Source organism: Citrobacter sp., assembly GCF_050252275.1.
Classification (GTDB): Bacteria; Pseudomonadota; Gammaproteobacteria; order Enterobacterales; family Enterobacteriaceae; genus Citrobacter_A; species Citrobacter_A amalonaticus.
The window spans coordinates 1-17,849 of sequence record NZ_JBFWLF010000004.1 but is presented as its reverse complement, the minus strand read 5'-3'; the positions used below and the strand labels follow the sequence as shown (position 1 = coordinate 17,849).

At 55.3% G+C, this 17,849-nt stretch carries 16 protein-coding genes; 10 read left to right on the top strand and 6 right to left on the bottom strand.

The genetic code is table 11. From position 1 onward, the window contains the following. The first annotated feature begins 9 nt into the window (after positions 1–9). The 3 genes from glnP (at position 10) to ybiO (ending at position 3,746) form a co-directional block, all read left to right on the top strand. Positions 10–669, top strand: a complete 660-nt coding sequence (glnP, locus tag AB7E14_RS00750; RefSeq protein WP_043001274.1) for a glutamine ABC transporter permease GlnP — start codon at positions 10–12, stop codon at positions 667–669. Next, on the top strand, positions 666–1,388 hold the full coding sequence (glnQ, locus tag AB7E14_RS00745) for a glutamine ABC transporter ATP-binding protein GlnQ (protein ID WP_043001275.1): 723 nt from the start codon (positions 666–668) through the stop codon (positions 1,386–1,388). Before glnP ends, glnQ begins: the two co-directional genes overlap by 4 nt. A gap of 117 nt (positions 1,389–1,505) precedes the next feature. Continuing rightward, positions 1,506–3,746 (top strand): mechanosensitive channel protein, encoded by a 2,241-nt coding sequence (gene ybiO / locus AB7E14_RS00740; protein ID WP_043001276.1) that lies wholly within the window; start codon positions 1,506–1,508, stop codon positions 3,744–3,746. Here ybiO and rlmF read toward each other — a convergent pair. Beyond that, positions 3,743–4,669 (bottom strand): 23S rRNA (adenine(1618)-N(6))-methyltransferase RlmF, encoded by a 927-nt coding sequence (gene rlmF, locus AB7E14_RS00735; RefSeq protein WP_316961867.1) that lies wholly within the window; start codon positions 4,667–4,669, stop codon positions 3,743–3,745. The genes ybiO and rlmF overlap by 4 nt on opposite strands. Before the next feature lie 286 nt (positions 4,670–4,955). Here rlmF and mcbA point away from each other — a divergent pair, with 286 nt between their 5' ends. From mcbA to ybiJ, 3 genes are all read left to right on the top strand, one after another. Continuing rightward, positions 4,956–5,216 carry a DUF1471 family periplasmic protein McbA gene (mcbA, locus tag AB7E14_RS00730; RefSeq protein ID WP_043001278.1) on the top strand — a complete coding sequence of 87 codons (261 nt, stop codon included), beginning with the start codon at positions 4,956–4,958 and terminating at the stop codon, positions 5,214–5,216. A 121-nt stretch (positions 5,217–5,337) separates the two neighbouring features. Then, positions 5,338–5,604, top strand: coding sequence for a DksA/TraR family C4-type zinc finger protein (locus AB7E14_RS00725; RefSeq protein ID WP_316961868.1), 267 nt, complete (start codon positions 5,338–5,340; stop codon positions 5,602–5,604). A 284-nt stretch (positions 5,605–5,888) separates the two neighbouring features. Next, positions 5,889–6,149, top strand: a complete 261-nt coding sequence (gene ybiJ, locus AB7E14_RS00720; RefSeq protein WP_043001280.1) for a DUF1471 family protein YbiJ — start codon at positions 5,889–5,891, stop codon at positions 6,147–6,149. A gap of 108 nt (positions 6,150–6,257) precedes the next feature. Here the strand turns inward: ybiJ and ybiB are convergent, their stop codons facing one another. The 4 genes from ybiB to pcaB all read right to left on the bottom strand — a co-directional run bounded on the left by ybiB (position 6,258) and on the right by pcaB (position 12,419). Then, positions 6,258–7,226 (bottom strand): DNA-binding protein YbiB, encoded by a 969-nt coding sequence (gene ybiB, locus AB7E14_RS00715; RefSeq protein ID WP_058587834.1) that lies wholly within the window; start codon positions 7,224–7,226, stop codon positions 6,258–6,260. Between the two features lie 26 nt (positions 7,227–7,252). Further along, complete coding sequence (dinG, locus tag AB7E14_RS00710; protein WP_316961869.1) at positions 7,253–9,403, bottom strand: ATP-dependent DNA helicase DinG; 2,151 nt, start codon at positions 9,401–9,403, stop codon at positions 7,253–7,255. A 208-nt stretch (positions 9,404–9,611) separates the two neighbouring features. Then, entirely contained in the window at positions 9,612–11,033 is a 1,422-nt protein-coding gene (locus AB7E14_RS00705; protein ID WP_316961870.1) for a DASS family sodium-coupled anion symporter, read from the bottom strand. 33 nt (positions 11,034–11,066) lie between these two features. Then, entirely contained in the window at positions 11,067–12,419 is a 1,353-nt protein-coding gene (gene pcaB / locus AB7E14_RS00700; protein ID WP_058587833.1) for a 3-carboxy-cis,cis-muconate cycloisomerase, read from the bottom strand. A gap of 202 nt (positions 12,420–12,621) precedes the next feature. Between pcaB and AB7E14_RS00695 the strand changes: the two genes are divergently transcribed. Further along, positions 12,622–13,356 carry a GntR family transcriptional regulator gene (locus AB7E14_RS00695; RefSeq protein ID WP_044267982.1) on the top strand — a complete coding sequence of 245 codons (735 nt, stop codon included), beginning with the start codon at positions 12,622–12,624 and terminating at the stop codon, positions 13,354–13,356. Between the two features lie 668 nt (positions 13,357–14,024). On the opposite strand, the gene rhlE is transcribed toward AB7E14_RS00695, so the two are convergent. Then, the gene (gene rhlE, locus AB7E14_RS00690; protein WP_200050166.1) at positions 14,025–15,386 is read right to left on the bottom strand and encodes an ATP-dependent RNA helicase RhlE; all 1,362 of its coding nucleotides are present in this window, start codon (positions 15,384–15,386) and stop codon (positions 14,025–14,027) included. A gap of 231 nt (positions 15,387–15,617) precedes the next feature. Here rhlE and cecR point away from each other — a divergent pair, with 231 nt between their 5' ends. The 3 genes from cecR to AB7E14_RS00675 all read left to right on the top strand — a co-directional run. Beyond that, a complete protein-coding gene (gene cecR, locus AB7E14_RS00685; RefSeq protein WP_054176175.1) occupies positions 15,618–16,292 on the top strand; it encodes a transcriptional regulator CecR in 675 nt (224 codons plus the stop codon). Then, positions 16,292–17,287, top strand: coding sequence for a secretion protein HlyD (gene hlyD / locus AB7E14_RS00680; RefSeq protein WP_316962002.1), 996 nt, complete (start codon positions 16,292–16,294; stop codon positions 17,285–17,287). Before cecR ends, hlyD begins: the two co-directional genes overlap by 1 nt. Beyond that, positions 17,280–17,849, top strand: a 570-nt coding sequence (locus tag AB7E14_RS00675) for an ABC transporter ATP-binding protein (RefSeq protein WP_428169283.1), incomplete at its 3' end; no start/stop codon positions are given. The genes hlyD and AB7E14_RS00675, both read left to right, overlap by 8 nt.

Here is a 17,849-nt window from a genome sequence, read left to right as displayed (position 1 = left end):
GAACAACATATGCAGTTTGACTGGAGCGCCATCTGGCCCGCCATTCCGATCCTGCTTCAGGGCGCCAAAATGACCCTGTGGATCTCCATCCTCGGTCTGGCTGGCGGGATCATCATCGGCTTGCTGGCGGGTTTAGCCCGAACTTATGGCGGCTGGATCGCCAATCACGTCTCTCTCGTCTTCATTGAAGTCATCCGCGGCACGCCGATCGTCGTCCAGGTGATGTACATCTATTTCGCCCTGCCGATGGCTTTCCCGGACTTGCGCATCGACACCTTCAGCGCCGCCGTTATCACGATCATGATTAACTCCGGTGCCTATATCGCGGAAATCACTCGTGGTTCGGTCCTGTCGATCCATAAAGGATTTAGCGAAGCGGGTCTGGCGCTGGGTCTTTCCCGTCGGGAAACCATCCGTCATGTGATCATGCCACTTGCGCTGCGTCGTATGCTGCCTTCGCTCGGTAACCAGCTCATCATCAGTATCAAAGATACATCGCTGTTTATCGTCATCGGCGCGGCGGAACTGACCCGCAGCGGTCAGGAAATTATTGCCGGCAATTTCCGTGCCCTGGAAATCTGGACTGCGGTGGGTGTTATTTACCTCATCATCACGCAAGTCCTGAACATCGTGCTTCGTAGTCTGGAAAGAAGGATGAAAATCCTGTGATTGAATTTAAAAACGTCTCAAAGCATTTTGGCCCGACCCAGGTGCTGCATAACATTGATCTGAGCATTAAGCAGGGCGAAGTGGTGGTGATTATCGGGCCATCGGGTTCCGGTAAATCCACGTTGTTGCGCTGCATAAATAAACTCGAAGAGATTACCTCCGGCGATCTGATCGTTGATGGGCTAAAGGTCAACGACCCGAAGGTCGACGAGCGTCTGATCCGTCAGGAAGCCGGGATGGTGTTCCAGCAGTTCTATCTTTTCCCTCATCTGACCGCGCTGGAAAACGTCATGTTTGGCCCGTTGCGCGTTCGTGGGACGAAGAAAGACGCTGCCGAGAAGCAGGCAAAAGAGCTGTTGGCGAAAGTGGGTCTGGCCGAGCGCGCTCACCACTACCCGTCTGAGCTTTCCGGCGGTCAGCAGCAGCGTGTGGCGATTGCCCGCGCCCTGGCGGTGAAGCCGAAGATGATGCTGTTTGATGAACCGACCTCTGCGCTCGATCCGGAACTGCGCCACGAAGTACTGAAAGTGATGCAGGATCTGGCGGAAGAAGGGATGACGATGGTCATCGTTACGCACGAAATCGGCTTTGCCGAAAAAGTCGCCTCACGCCTGATCTTCATCGATAAGGGCCGTATTGCCGAGGACGGTAATCCGCAAACCCTGATTGAAAACCCGCCAAGCCAGCGATTGCAGGAGTTCTTGCAGCACGTTTCCTGACGGCCTGCCTCCCTTCCATCTGGAAGGGAGGTTTCTCTACGACTCTTCCCATTTCGAATCGCCTCGCCTCCAGCCACTATACTTATCTCTTTGTTCTGTTTTCTCACTGGAGGAGTCATGCGGTGGATCCTGTTCATCCTCTTTTGCCTGCTGGGCGCACCAGCCCAGGCGGTAACCATTCCCGGCGTCACAACCGGCGCTGATGCTGACGCGCAAACAACACCTGCGCCCGAACCTGATGTCGAGCAAAAGAAAGCGGCCTACGGAGCGCTGGCCGACGTACTGGAAAATGAGACATCGCGCAAAGAATTGATTGACCAGTTGCGTACCGTTGCCGCCACGCCACCGCCGGAACCGGTGCCCAAAATCACCCCGCCTGTGGTTGTGGAAGAAAAAACGGTACTGGAGAACGTTACCGATCTCAGCCGCCATTACGGCGAAGCCCTGTCTGGCCGCTTTGCCCAACTCTATCGCAACATCACCGATGCGCCACACAAGCCCTTTAACAGCCAGACCTTCAGTAATGCCCTCAGTCACTTTCTGATGTTGGCCGCTGCGGTGTTCGGCTTCTACTGGTTGATTCGTCTGTGTATGTTGCCGTTGTACCGTAAAATGGGAAACTGGGCGCGGAAGAAGAACCGCGAGCGCAGCAACTGGCTCCAGCTACCGGCAATGATCGTTGGCGCCTTTATTATTGATCTGCTTCTGCTGGCGCTTACCCTGTTTGTCGGTCAGTTGTTGAGCGACAGACTGAACGCGGGCAGTCGCACCATCGCGTTTCAACAAGGACTGTTTCTGAACGCCTTTGCCCTGATCGAATTTTTCAAAGCCATTCTGCGACTGATCTTCTGTCCGAACGTGGCGGAACTGCGGCCCTTTACCATTCAGGATGCCAGCGCCCGTTACTGGAACCGGCGGCTGAGTTCGCTGAGCAGTCTGATTGGCTATGGCCTGATCGTCGCTGTTCCGATTATTTCCAATCAGGTGAACGTACAGGTCGGTGCGATGGCCAACGTGGTCATCATGCTGTGTATTACGCTGTGGGCGCTGTACCTGATTTTTCGTAACAAGAAAGAGATTACCCAGCACCTGCTGAATCTTGCGGAACGATCGCTGGCCTTTTTCAGTCTGTTTATTCGCGCCTTTGCGCTGGTCTGGCATTGGCTGGCAAGCGCCTATTTCATCGTCCTGTTTTTCTTCTCCCTGTTCGACCCCGGCAACAGCCTGAAGTTTATGATGGGGGCGACAGTGCGCAGTCTGGTGATCATCGGCATTGCGGCCTTCGTTTCCGGAATGTTTACCCGCTGGATCGCCAAAACCATTACCCTCTCCCCGCATACGCAGCGCAATTATCCCGAACTGCAAAAGCGGCTCAACGGCTGGCTTTCTACCGCATTGAACGTGGCGCGGATCCTGACGGTGTGTGTCGCCATCATGCTGCTGCTGAACGCCTGGGGACTGTTTGATTTCTGGAACTGGCTGCACAACGGCGCCGGTGAGAAGACGGTTGATATTCTGATCCGCATCGTGCTGATTCTGTTTTTCTCCGCAGTAGGCTGGACGCTGCTTGCCAGCCTGATCGAAAACCGGCTGGCTTCCGATATTCATGGCCGTCCTCTCCCCAGCGCGCGTACCCGCACGCTGTTAACGCTGTTTCGTAACGCACTGGCGGTGATCATCAGCACAATCACCATCATGATCGTACTTTCGGAAATCGGCGTTAACATCGCCCCACTGCTGGCCGGGGCCGGGGCGCTGGGGCTGGCAATTTCCTTTGGCGCGCAGACGCTGGTGAAAGATATTATTACCGGGGTCTTTATTCAGTTTGAAAATGGCATGAACACGGGCGATCTGGTGACCATCGGGCCGTTAACCGGTACGGTAGAACGCATGTCGATTCGCTCCGTTGGCGTACGCCAGGACACCGGGGCGTATCATATTATTCCGTGGTCATCGATCACCACCTTTGCCAACTTTGTCCGCGGCATTGGCTCGGTGGTTGCCAATTACGATGTGGATCGTCATGAAGATGCTGATAAGGCCAATCAGGCGCTGAAAGAGGCGGTCGCTGCGGTAATGGAAACCGAGGACGTTCGTGGGCTGATTATTGGTGAGCCGTCGTTTGCCGGGATTGTCGGATTAACCAACACGGCATTTACGCTACGGGTATCGTTTACCACGCTGCCGCTGAAGCAGTGGACGGTTCGCTTCGCGCTGGACAGCCAGGTGAAAAAACATTTCGACCTGGCGGGCGTTCGTCCACCGGTGCAGACCTGGCAGTTTCTGCCCGCCGCGCCAGCGGCAGCCACAACACCGGCCACACCGCCGTCGCGGCCACCCGGCGAGCCGACGCTCTAGCGCTTACGCGCGCTAAAACGACGGCGCTGGTCGTCGTCCATAAAGGTCCAGGCAATAAAGCGGCTCTGCTTTTGCCCCTGGGCCATCTCTTTTTTCACCACCCTGACCGCTCCCACGTCAGTCAGCGCACGATAGAGCGGCGGCAGGTTTTCGCCGCGTGACACCAGCGTGGTAAACCACATGACCTGACGGCCAAAAGCCTGGCTTTCGGTAATCATCGTTTTGATGAATGCGACTTCCCCCCCTTCGCACCACAACTCCTGCTGCTGACCGCCGAAGTTCAGCGCATCATCTTTGCTCTGTCCGAGGTTGCGACGTTTGCGCTCGCTTCCTGCACGAGCAGAGGCGGCGGAATCATGGAACGGCGGGTTGCACAGCGTCGCATCATATTGCTCATTTTTATGAATAATGCCGTTAAAAATAGCCGCTGGGGTTTTCTGACGACGCAGGCGAATGGCGCGCGTCAGCCCTGGATTGGCGCTGATAATGGCCTGCGCGCTGGCTAACGCCTGCTCATGCGTCTCACTGCCCGTAAAACGCCAGCCATACTCATGCACGCCGATCAGCGGATAAATACAGTTCGCGCCCACGCCAACATCCAAGATTGTGGCCTGAGTTGGCACACTTCCCGTTGTCTCTGCAAGCAGATCGGCCAGATGGTGGAGGTAATCGGCACGCCCAGGAACAGGCGGACACAGAAACCCTTCAGGAATATCCCAATTTGCCACCCCATAGAAATGCGCCAGCAGCGCCTTATTCAAGGCCTTTACCGCCAGCGGATTGGCAAAATCAACGCTTTGTTCGCCTGCGGGGGTCAGGACGAGATACTGCGCCAGCTCAGGCGTGCCTTTGCAGAGCGTGGCAAGATCGTAGCGACTGTGGTGACGATTGCGCGGGTGTAAGCCCGGTTTCTCGGGGGACATAGCATTCTCCTTTTAACAGCGGCGTAAGATACCCGCATAACGCAACGCGGTAAACCGGGTTGATAACAAACGGGCGCTTCTCTGCAGCACATCTGCGCGCGAAATGGGGTGAAGTGGCGCAAATCGCCCAAATATCAATGATATGTATGCCATTGATTTGTCAACATATGTCAATATTTTTCGTTCAAATTTTAAGCAGATCATCATCAATTTTTTACGCCATTTCTGCCGCACTGACGACCTAAACTTATCTGGCACTACACGTTGTTTCACTGAGGAGAGCATCATGAAAAAATGCCTCGTATTACTCGTCGCCACCACGCTTGCAGGCGTGGCATTCGCGGCGTCTGCAGCACAACCTTTGAGCAGTCCCGATACCGGTCAGCTACGTGCGTCAGGTACCGTTTCTGCCACTGGCGCAACCAACCTGAGTGATCTGGAGGATAAGCTGGCGGAAAAAGCGCAAGAACAAGGCGCGAAAGGCTTTATGGTTAATTCCGCAGGCGGTAAGAACCAGATGTATGGTACAGCCACCATTTACAAGTAACCTTCCCCACCACCTGCCCGATAGCGACGCCGCTTATCGGGCAATGTTCCCTTGACTGCGCAATTTTTGACCCCATCTTGACTATAATAACCTCGGTAAAAAGCGTGAGGAGAATAGTGCTATGGCTTCGGGTTGGGCAAATGATGACGCTGTGAACGAACAAATCAACAGTACAATTGAAGATGCTGTTGCACGTGCAAGAGGCGAAATTCCGCGCGGTGATAGCCTGTATGAATGTGAAGAATGTGGCGATCCGATCCCTGAAGCCCGCCGACAGGCAGTGCCAGGTGTAAGACTGTGCCTTAACTGCCAGCAGGAGAAAGATTCACAGAACTCATCCTATACAGTATATAATCGCAGAGGATCAAAAGACAGCCAGCTACGTTGACCTAAGCTTACATAGATATCAAGAACATGCCGTTTCGCTTACGCTCACGTTAAATTGCTCTTTGCGTAGCAAAATGTGCCGTTTATCCTTCAACTGTAAAGTGAACTGCGTAGAACCGTAAATTCATCTCGTGAATTAATTAATAATCAATAAGTTATTTGTCATTCAATTTTTTTGATGAATGCTGTCAATTCTCTTCGATTTTCTCTCTCGAAAAAAAGCGTGATACTCATCACATCGACGGAACATCGTCTTCTTAATAAATAACCTGCGAGAGATTAACAATGAAAACTATCAAATATGCTGTTGCCGCTGTTGCCCTGTCTACCCTGTCTTTTGGCGTTTTCGCTGCCGAACCTGTTACGGCTGCTCAGGCGCAAAGCATGAATAAAATCGGTGTGGTTTCTGCAGAAGGCGCAACCACGCTGGACGGCCTGGAAGCAAAACTGGCTGAGAAAGCCGCTGCTGCCGGCGCAAGCGGTTACAGCATCACATCCGCCAACAACAACAACAAAATGAGCGGTACTGCTGTTATCTACAAATAAGTTTTACCCCGTCTGCTGCCAACAGACACCCTGCTCCAACCCTCATTGAACCTGAATTACCCTTGTTTGCCCGTCCGCCACTGGACGGGCTTTTTTTTATCTGTCGCGCTAAAAACTGTCGTTTACTCGCGCCAGCCCTTCGTTGAGTGTTGCCACCTCACCCGTTGCCACCAGGCAACAGGCCATCTGGATTTTCAACGATGCGGGTACCGGCTCACTTCCCGCCAGGCAGCGTTCAATCCAGCGCGCGGTCGTCTCAGGATCCTTTGCCGCAGGCAGCGGTACAGGTTCGTCTGGCATTTCACTTTGTCGGCTCTGTAACACACGGGTGCCAGTGCTATCAATCAGGCTAATCTGCGGGCAGCGTTGCGGATTGGCGTAAACCTCACCTTCGGTTCCGTGCATCAACAACCCACGCCCGCCAATATCACTAAAGAATTTCGCGACGCGCGGCACATATTCCGGATGCGACACGCTGGCAAGACGCAGCGCGGCGTCTTCGGCAAACGGTGTCGCCAGTTTCGCCAGCGTATGTGCGCTGTTGCGCACACCCAGTCGCCAGCGCATTGCCAGCTGTTTTTCCAGCGGCGGGCAGAGCGTACTCACCGGAATAAAGACTGGCTGATGTCCATCCAGTTTCGCCTGTGCCTGTCCGGCATGACGCGTCGGCGCAATTCCCATCAGTTCGAAAATGGTCTCTGTCAGCACGCGGGTCGGATCTTCGCTCACCCCATGCACGACGACCGGAAAACCCAACTTGTGCAATAAAATCGCCAGCAGCGGCGTCAGGTTCGCCTGTTTACGCGCGCCGTTATAGCTGGGGATAACGATCGGCATCGGCTTCGCAACCGGCGGGGTAAGCTTAATGGAATGGTTTTGCATCGCCTCATAAAAGCCCAGCATTTCGGCTTCACCTTCCCCTTTGATACGCAATGCAATCAGCACGCCGCCCATTTCCAGTTCCGGCACGTCGCCGTTGAGCATGTGGGTATAAAGCCCTCGCGCGGTATCCTGATCCAGATCGCGGGCGTGGTTTTTCCCCCGGCCGATCTCTTTAATTATTTTGCGGTATTCCATCGAAAACTCCTTACCTCACACTCACGTTATTTACGCCGACGGCGCGTGGGTTTCGCTTTTTCTTTTGCCTTAACGATAACGTCTGGCACAGCGGGTCGTTCTATGGGAAAAACAGGTAATGCATCCAGTAAACGCTTGCCATAATTTTTGGTCAACAGACGCTTATCATAAATTACCACTTCTCCCCAACACCCGTGGCTACGGATCAAGCGTCCCACCTGCTGGATTAGATTAAACGAGGCGGCGGGCAAACTCTGCACTTCGAACGGATAGCGATTGAGACTTTTAAGCCACTCGCCTTCGGTGATCACCACCGGGCTGTCGATGGGGGGAAAAGCAATTTTGTGGATATGCACCTGACTAAGTAGATCGCCTTTCAGGTCCAGTCCTTCGGCGAAGGATTGCAGCCCCACCAGCACGCTACGCTCGCCGTTTTCCACCCGCTTACGGTGCAATTCCACCAGCCGGTAGCGCGGCTGGTCACCCTGGACCAACAGCAACAAGCGCAGATCGGTGACGTATTCCAGAAAGCGCTGCATCGCTCGCCCACTGGCAAACAGCACCAGCATGCCGGAATGTTTTTTACTTTCCAGCTGTTCGCGGAAATAAGCAGCCATCTCCGCAATATGCTGTTCTTCGTTGTCGATCAACGGTTCATAGCGCATCTGCGGAATAATAATTTTACCCTGTTCGACATGGTTAAACGGCGAATCGAGCGCGACGAAGCGGTCTCCGGCTTTTTCCTTCAGGCCGCTCATCTCCTGCAGACGCGAAAAACTATTAAGCGAACGCAGCGTGGCGGAGGTGACGATGATATGCGGCACACTGCGCCAGAGTAATCGCTCGAGTTGATCGCTCACGCGGATCCCCACGCAGTGAAACCAGACGTGGGGTTGCCCGTCGCGCACCTCGCGCGTCGTCCATTTCGACACCGGTGCGCCGGATGACTGGGCCAGCGAGGCCAGTCGCCACAGTTTGCTTTGCGCTTCAAACATCCCCAGCGCCCGGTTCATCTGCAAAATAACCCGGTGCAAACGCACAACGTCATGGCTGCCAGTTTTCTCGCTGAGGTCGTTCAAAAACAGCTCCGCCAGGCCGCGCAGCGTTTCGGTGAGCTTCGCCAGACGCTGGCAAATCTCCATCACTTCATCCGGCAGTTCCCCCATCGCAAAGCGATGTTCCGCTTCCTGCCCGGCAGGCATGTACAGGCTGAGAATGTGATTAAGTGACGCGATAAGTTCATACAGCTCTTCGCAATGGGCGTTCAGACGCTCCGGATTCGCCAGCGGCGGCGTGGTTTTGGGGCGAAACTGTTCCATGCAGGTCGCCACCAGTTTGCTGAACAGATCCAGTTGCAGGCGATACCAGGAGGCGGTAATTTCCGCGCTCATTTCCAGCGCGTCGCGGGCGACATCCGGCAGGTGATGGCCTTCATCCAGAACCAGCAGCAGGTTTTTCGGGTCCGGCAATACCGCTTCGCTTTCCATCGCCGCCATCACCAGCGCATGGTTTGCCACCACCACTTCCGCTTCCTGAATCTCGCGACGGGCGACAAAAAACGGGCACTCGCGGTAGTAGTGGCAGTTGCGGTTTAGGCAACTGGCTTTATCGGTACTCAGTCGTCGCCAGAGGTCGTCGTCAATGGCGATATCCGTATGATCGCGCAGGCCGTCCCACTTGTAGCTGTCGAGGTCGCCTTTTAACTTTGCGCAGCGCTTCTGTTCTTCCTGGTTGTTCGGCGTGAGTTCATCGTCAAGAAAGGCGAGCAGATCCTGTTGCGTGGGTTCAGTACTGACCAGCGCCGTCAGATTTCGCGGACACACATAGCGCCCGCGTCCAAACGCGGCGGTAAAGCGAAGATCGGGAATAATTTTGCGCAGTAACGGCAGATCTTTACTGTAGATCTGATCCTGCAACGCCACGTTGGCGGTGCTAACCACCAGCGTTTTTTGCTCTTCCCGCGCAATGGCAATGCCGGGAATGAGATAGGACAGGGTTTTCCCCACTCCGGTAGGCGCCTCTATCGCCAGATGACGCCCTTCTTCTCCGGTCAGCGTTTTCGCGACATCGGCAATCATCTGCCGCTGCGGCGCACGGGGGATAAAGTCGGGGATCTGTTCCTGAAGCGCCTTATACCAGACGGCGATTTGCGCTTTAAGCGCAGCGGTTAATGCCATGAGAAAACCTGAAACACTGTATAAACAGCCACTATTGTGGCACATTTCAGGCCTGGAACGTATCTTTTTTGCCGCTTCTGGAAGGCGCTTCGCAACCTGGATTCGACGTGTCGGATGGCAGCTTACGCCTTATCCGGCCTACGGCTATAGACAATTCTATGCGCGCAGGCCTGATAAGCGCAGCGCCACCAGGCAACTGCGCTGTGACTTAATAGTAACCCAGCAGCTTCCACCACAGCATGCCAACCGCGAAAATGATAATGACGTTAAAGGTCACCACGCACAGGTTGATTCGGTAAAACCGTGGTCGCTCGAAATAACCTTGCGCAAAGTAGATAGGGCCGGGTCCTCCGCCGTACTCGGTGTTCCCCCACATCAGGTTACTGAAGATACCGAAGCAGATAGCCACCATCATCGGCGGTGCGCCGGCGGCAATCGCCGTGGCGGCAAATGGTGCGTACAACGCGGCAACGTGCCCCGTGGCGGTAGCAAACAGGTAATGGACGTAGATGTACAAGACACCGAGCACAATGAATGCTTCCATCGCACCGAATCCTTGAATCCCGCTCCCCAGCTTCACCGTCATCCATTTGATGAATCCCAGATCCGCCAGACCCGTCGCCAGGCTGATGATCACGCTGAACCAGATCACCGTGTCCCACGCCGCATGGTCATTGAGGAGACTTTTCCAACTGACGGCCCCGGTCGCAAACAAATAAGCGGCCAGCCCCAGCCCGACCGACGTCGCCGAGATCCCGGTAATCAGACTGGTTCCCCAGCCCACCAGCGCCAGCACAAACCCTACGGCCACTTTTTTCTCATTACTGCTCATACCGCCCAGTTCGCCCAGCGACTGTTTGCCCATCGCTTTGGCTTCCGGTGTATGCTTCAGTTCTGGATCCAGCAGCTTGTAGACCAGCAGCGGCATCAGGCAAAAACAGACCATCGCTGGAACGACGGCAGAAATAAACCAGCCGCCCCAGGTGATCTCCAGACCCAGCGTGGATTTTGCCAGGCTTGCCACCAGCGGGTTCGCCGCCATACCGGTTAAAAATATCGCCCCGGTGATCGGCGTAAACTGAAAGCAAACCATCGTCAAGAAATCGCCAATCCGCTTGCCAGTCGCGCCAGGCGCCGAACCGAGTACGTCGTTGATTGAGCGAGCGATCGGGAAAATAATCCCGCCAGACCGCGCCGTCACCGACGGCATCGCCGGGGCCATAATCAGGTCAGAAACACCGAGCGAATAGGCAATTCCCAGACTGCTTCCGCCAAACAGCGACAGCATTTTATAGGCAATACGTTTTCCCAGTCCGGAGGTCACAAACCCCAGCGAGAGCACGTAGGCGCAGAAAATCAACCATACCGTGCCAGAGGCAAAGCCTGACAGTGCCTTCGCCTCAGTCAACGTTTTACTGAAGATCACCACGCAAAGCGCAATCAGCATAACCGCCCCCGAAGGGAGCGGCTGGGTCAGGATTGCCGCAATGGTGGCGGCAAAAATCGCAAACATATGCCAGGCCGCCGGGGTTAACCCTTCAGGAACGGGAATAAACCAAATGACGGCACCGATTACCAGCGGGATCAGAAATGAGAGAAGTTTCTTGCCCATGACAAAATTCGTAGACATAGCGCTATCCTTATTGCGTTAGCACAATCATGTTCATTTCCGTGACTGATATTTGGCCAGCACCTGATCGACCATTTCCGGCGCCATTCCCAGATAATTTGCCGGATCGGTCAGTTGGTTAATCAGTTGCGGATCCAGTCGTTGTGCCACTGTCGGCATAGCGTTCAGTACGTCGGCCAAGTGACCGCCCTTCTCGTTGACGATACGACAGGCGTCATAGACGACATCATGGGCATCCTGGCGGCCGATGTACGGAGCCAGCCCCATCATCACCGCTTCTGCCACAATCAGGCCGTTGGTCATCCCAAGATTGCGCAACATTGCCGCTTCATCGACCTCCAGTCCTGCCAGCATAAAGTTGGCCTGATGCAGCGCCCCTGCGCTCAGGACGAAACTTTCCGGGATCGCAATCCATTCCGCGTGCCACGGTCCGGTGGCGCGTTCCAGATCCTGAACCATCGCATCCAGCATCAGCCCGGCCTGTTGACGAACGCCTTTCGCGCAGGCCAGCATCAGTTCGCTTGAGATAGGGTTGCGTTTTTGCGGCATCGTGCTGCTCGCACCGCGCCCTTTTACGAACGGTTCATACAGCTCGCCAAACTCATTCGACGCCATCAGCATCACGTCATAAGCAATCTTCCCTAGCGAACCAGTGATAACCGCCAGCAGGTTCACCGCCTCGGCGAAGCCGTCGCGCGCTACGTGCCACGTGGAGGTTGGGACGTTAAGACCTAACTCTTCCATCAATGCTTTTTGTACCGACAATCCTTTATCACCCAGCGATGCCAGCGTTCCGGCGGCCCCGGCAAATTCGCCGACCAGCACGCGCGGACGCGCCTGTTGCAGCCGCTCAGCGTGGCGTTCAAACATGTCCAGCCAGATGGCAGCTTTATAACCAAACGTCACCGGTAGCGCCTGCTGTAAATGGGTGCGACCGGCCATCGGCGTATCCCGATAGCGCAGCGCCAGGTCAGCCAGCGTTGCACGTAACCGGTTCATGTCCGCCTCGATCAGTTCAAAGGCATCACGGATTTGCAGTACCACCGCCGTGTCCATAATATCCTGCGTCGTCGCCCCCCAGTGCACATAGCCGCCAGACTCTCCGGCTTGCTTTGAAATCTGGTGCACAAGCGGCAGGATCGGATAACCGACGATTTCCGTCTCATGACGTAACAAATCGAAATCCAGCGTATCGGCATTGCACTTCTCAGCGATCTCTTTGGCTGCCGCTTCCGGGATCACTCCGCAACGCGCCTGCGCTTTGGCGAGCGCCACCTCCACTTCGACATACTTGCGAATAAGTTCGTAGTCATCAAACACGGCGCGCATTGCGGGTGTACCAAAAGAATCTCTAAATAAAACAGAATCCATTACATTCGAAGCCATAAATCCCCCGGTTCAATCTGATAATGATAAGATGAGCGTCTGACCCGGTTTACGACGCAACCGTGCCAACAAAAATGTCCGAACATATATAAATGTCCGTACATTTTAAATGTACGGACATTTATAATAATCATGACGAATCCAGGGAATAGCCCGTAGTCATTTCTGTGACTGTGATCATTAATTATTTGACGAAACTGCGATGAAAGAATCTCTGTACAAACGGATAGCCCGTGAACTGGCTCATCAAATCTCGACGGGAACTTACTCGCCCGGTTCACTGTTTCCGACAGAAATGGAACTGTGCGAAACCTGGCAAGTGAGTCGTCACACCATGCGCGAAGCGCTGAGGGAATTAACGGAACAGGGGTTGATTTCGCGACGTAAAGGCGCTGGCACGCGCGTATGCGAACCGCAGGCGAGCGGGGTTAACCATCCGTTGTCACATCTGGAAGATCTGCTGCTGTTGGCGAAAAACAACCTGCGGGTGATTAAGAAGATCGATGAGATTGTAGCGGATATTGAGCTTTCCCAACTGATAGATTGCCCGCCCGGTTCACGCTGGCTACATATCGCCAGTATTCGTGAGGATGCGCAAAACCCGGATGCGCCTATTTGCTGGACGGACAGTTACGCCAGCACCGATTATTCCAGGCTACGCGCGTTCATCCGCGACGATCCGCACTCGCTGATTAGCGATCTGATCGAAACGCACTACGGAATTAAGAGTCACGAAGTGCATCAGACGATCACCGCCGTTGGCGTACCGAAGAAAATCGCCAAGATACTGAATGTCGAGCCCGACTCTCCGGGGATGCGCATCGTACGGCGCTATCGGGATCGTGACGGGAAAGTGTTCGAGACCACGATTTCAATTCACCCGGCGGGAAGGTATACCTGTTCTATTGTGTTGAAATCGCAGAATGCGGGGGAGTGAGGGGGCGTATACGCTTTGAGAAGCATATGCCCCTGTGGGACGAGTACCGTTCACCTCATGTTCGCAGCCAATCTGGTACACCAGTACCTGTGAACGGGTTAAGGAGGCTCGTCGCCGCCTCCTTAACAATCCTGGCTCCCGGCTGGAAAATTGTCGCTTCGCGATACCCTCCGCTTATTCCTTCAGGCTACCGGGCCGGGCACGACTCAGCATCCCTGCTTCGCGCGCCCTGAACCCGCATCCCTGCGGGTTCTCCCGGCCTTACGGAAACGCGTCGGCAATTTTCAGCCGGACCTATCCATACCTGACCATCTCCACGGTTTGCTTTTTTTTACAGCGAAGTGAATTTAGCTGAAAGGCAGAGAATTGAAGCGATGGCATTGGTCCGGCGTGAAAATCGATGAGGCGTTGGCGGCTGACCGGGGCCGCCCGCAGGGAAGCGGGCGGAGGGGACGGCCTGCATGGATGCAGGCTCGACCCCGACCCGACAGGCAGACGGCATAAGACGAATGAACCACGAAGTGGCGATTTTCCTTGCCGGGAGCCAGGGTTGCAAGGGAGGCGGCGGTGAGCCTCCCTTGCACGTTCACGTGTACTGCGGTTTCAGAGAATCACTGAATACAAAGTGAACGTAACATTTCTCAGAGTATCAGGCCTTCCTGACCCCCTTACTGCACGGGTGTAATTCTGCGCGGGCGACGCGGTGGACGTGGCTTTTCACCCGCCGGTTTGCCTTCTGCGCCACGCGGTTTGCCCTTCGACGCGCCACTGTCCTGACGACGCGGCTGCTGAGCGCGACCCGCGCCCTGCCCTTGTCCCTGACCACGGCCCCGACCGCCACCACCGCTACGCTGCTGACGACCATTCTGGATCGGCTCAGCTTTGATCGAGGGATCCGGCTCATAGCCCGGCGTGGTAATACGTGGGATCTCTTTTTTCAGCAGTTTTTCAATGTCACGCAGCAGTTTGTGTTCATCAACACAAACCAGCGACAGCGCTTCCCCCGTCGCCGCAGCACGACCGGTACGACCGATACGATGCACATAATCTTCCGGAACGTTCGGCAGCTCGTAGTTCACCACGTGCGGCAGTTCTTCGATATCCAGACCTCGCGCCGCAATGTCAGTCGCGACCAGCACGCGAATATCGCCTGATTTGAAATCCGCCAGCGCACGGGTACGCGCCCCCTGGCTCTTGTTACCGTGGATCGCTGCGCTGCGGATACCATCTTTGTTGAGCTGTTCCGCCAGGTGATTGGCGCCGTGTTTGGTGCGGGTAAAGACCAGTACCTGCTGCCAGTTGCCCTGACCGATCATCTGCGACAACAGTTCGCGCTTGCGTTTCTTATCGACAAAATGGACGTGCTGCGTCACCTGCTCAGACGCCGTGTTGCGACGCGCCACTTCAATTTCCAGCGGGTTATGCAAAAGCTTTTCGGCCAGCGCTTTGATCTCATCAGAGAACGTCGCGGAAAACAGCAGGTTCTGACGCTTCGCCGGCAGTTTCGCTAACACGCGGCGAATATCGTGAATAAAGCCCATATCCAGCATACGGTCCGCTTCATCCAGCACCAGAATCTCAATCTGGTCCAGCTTCACCGCGTTCTGGTGTTCCAGGTCCAGCAAGCGGCCCGGCGTTGCCACCAGCACATCGACGCCACCGCGCAGTTTCATCATCTGCGGGTTAATACTCACGCCGCCAAAAACCACCAGCGAGCGAATGTTCAGATACTTGCTGTAATCACGGACGTTTTCACCAATCTGCGCCGCCAGCTCACGCGTCGGCGTCAGGATCAGCGCACGCACCGGACGACGCCCTTTGCCATGCGGCTGTTTGGTAATAAGGTGCTGTAACAGCGGCAGCGTAAAGCCCGCCGTTTTACCGGTACCGGTCTGCGCACTCGCCATCAGGTCGCGACCTTCCAGCACGGCAGGGATCGCCTGTTGCTGAATAGGGGTAGGTTCACGGTAACCCTGCTCGGCAATGGCGCGCAGAATATCAGGATTTAAACCCAGGGAATCAAAAGACATAACTACTCCGAACCGCCCCGACCGTTCCCGGTGTCGTTTTCAGGGAGATGCATACAATTTGGGAATGACAAAAACCACAATGTCATGAAGGGGCGGAGTGTAGCAGTTTTTGTGACACACCGCATAAATTATCCCGGTCACTGGAAAAGACAAAATAAACGACCAGACTGGACAAGGAGAATATTCAGTCATAATCTTAATCAATCGATTGATTAAGAATTAGGTCGCGTGATGAATACACCCACCATGACCACGAAAGGTGAACAGGCCAAAAGCCAGCTGATTGCCGCCGCACTGGCACAGTTTGGCGAGTATGGCCTGCATGCCACCACCCGCGACATTGCCGCGCAGGCCGGACAAAATATTGCCGCCATTACCTACTATTTTGGCTCAAAAGAGGATTTATACCTCGCCTGCGCCCAGTGGATTGCCGATTTTATTGGCGGGCAGTTTCGGCCACACGCGGAAGAAGCCGAACGCTTATTCGCCGAGCCTCATCCCGACCGTGCGGCCATGCGCGAGCTGATTCTGCGTGCCTGCAAAAACATGATCATGCTGTTGACCCAGGAGGACACCGTCAATCTGAGCAAATTTATCTCGCGTGAACAGCTCTCCCCTACCGCGGCTTATCAACGGGTGCACGAGCAGGTTATTGAGCCTCTGCACAGTCATCTCACTCGTCTTATCGCCGCGTATACCGGCTGCGACGCCAGCGATACGCGCATGATTCTGCATACCCACGCGCTGCTCGGCGAAGTGCTGGCATTCCGTCTTGGTAAAGAAACCATTTTGTTACGTACCGGCTGGTCGCAGTTTGATGAAGAAAAAACTGCACTGATTACGCAGACCGTGACCTGCCATATCGATCTTATTCTGCAAGGGTTATCGCAAAGGAGTCTGGAGTGATGAAAAAACCTGTCGTTATCGGGCTGGTGATTGCGGCACTGCTCGCCGTGATTGCGGGTGGCACATGGTGGTATCAAAGCCGGCAGGATAACGGACTGACGCTCTACGGCAACGTGGACATCCGTACCGTTAACCTCAGCTTTCGCGTCGGAGGCCGACTCGCGTCGCTGGCGGTGGATGAAGGGGATACTATTAAAACAGGACAGGTGCTGGGCGAACTGGATCATGCTCCCTATGAGAACGCCCTGATGCAGGCAAAAGCAGGCGTTTCCGTCGCCCAGGCCCAGTACGATTTGATGCTGGCGGGCTATCGTCAGGAAGAGATTGCGCAGGCGGCGGCAGCGGTGAAACAGGCCCAGGCTGCCTATGATTACGCGCAGAATTTCTACAACCGTCAGCAGGGATTATGGAAAAGCCGCACTATTTCGGCTAACGATCTGGAAAACGCCCGTTCTTCCCGCGACCAGGCGCTGGCCACGTTGAAATCCGCGCAGGACAAACTGAGTCAGTACCGTTCCGGTAATCGCGAACAGGATATCGCCCAGGCGAAAGCCAGCCTTGAACAGGCACAAGCGCAGTTGGCACAGGCGGAACTCGATCTCCATGACACCACGCTTGTCGCCCCCTCGAACGGCACGCTGCTAACTCGTGCGGTCGAGCCTGGCAGCATGCTCAGCGCAGGAGGCACCGTGCTGACGCTCTCTCTCACCCGACCAGTCTGGGTGCGCGCCTACGTCGACGAACGTCATCTTTCTCAGGCACAGTCGGGACGCGAAATCCTGTTGTATACCGATGGACGTCCCGACAAGCCTTATCACGGTAAAATCGGTTTTGTCTCTCCGACGGCAGAATTTACTCCGAAAACGGTAGAGACACCGGACCTGCGTACCGATCTGGTTTACCGTCTGCGCATTATGGTCACCGATGCCGACGACGCGCTGCGCCAGGGCATGCCGGTGACGGTGAAGTTCGGCAACGAGGCTGGACATGAATGACGCCGTCATCACGCTGAGCGGGCTGACTAAGCGTTTTGCCGGACTGGAAAAGCCGGCGGTCGCCCCACTCGACTGTACGATTCACGCCGGGTATGTAACCGGTCTGGTGGGGCCGGATGGCGCCGGGAAAACCACGCTGATGCGAATGCTGGCGGGCTTGCTGAAGCCGGATGGCGGTAGCGCAACGGTGATTGGCTTTGATCCAATCAAAAACGACAGCGCACTGCATGCTGTGCTCGGTTACATGCCGCAGAAATTCGGTCTGTATGAGGATCTCACCGTGATGGAGAACCTCAATCTGTACGCGGATTTACGCAGCGTGACGGGCGAGGTGCGGGAAAAAACCTTTGCCCGCCTGCTGGAATTTACCTCGCTCGGCCCGTTTACCGGACGTCTGGCGGGAAAACTGTCCGGCGGGATGAAACAAAAGCTGGGGCTGGCCTGTACGCTGGTCGGCGAACCCAAAGTGCTGCTGCTGGATGAACCTGGCGTCGGCGTCGACCCCATCTCACGTCGCGAACTGTGGCAGATGGTGCACGAACTGGCGGGCGACGGGATGCTG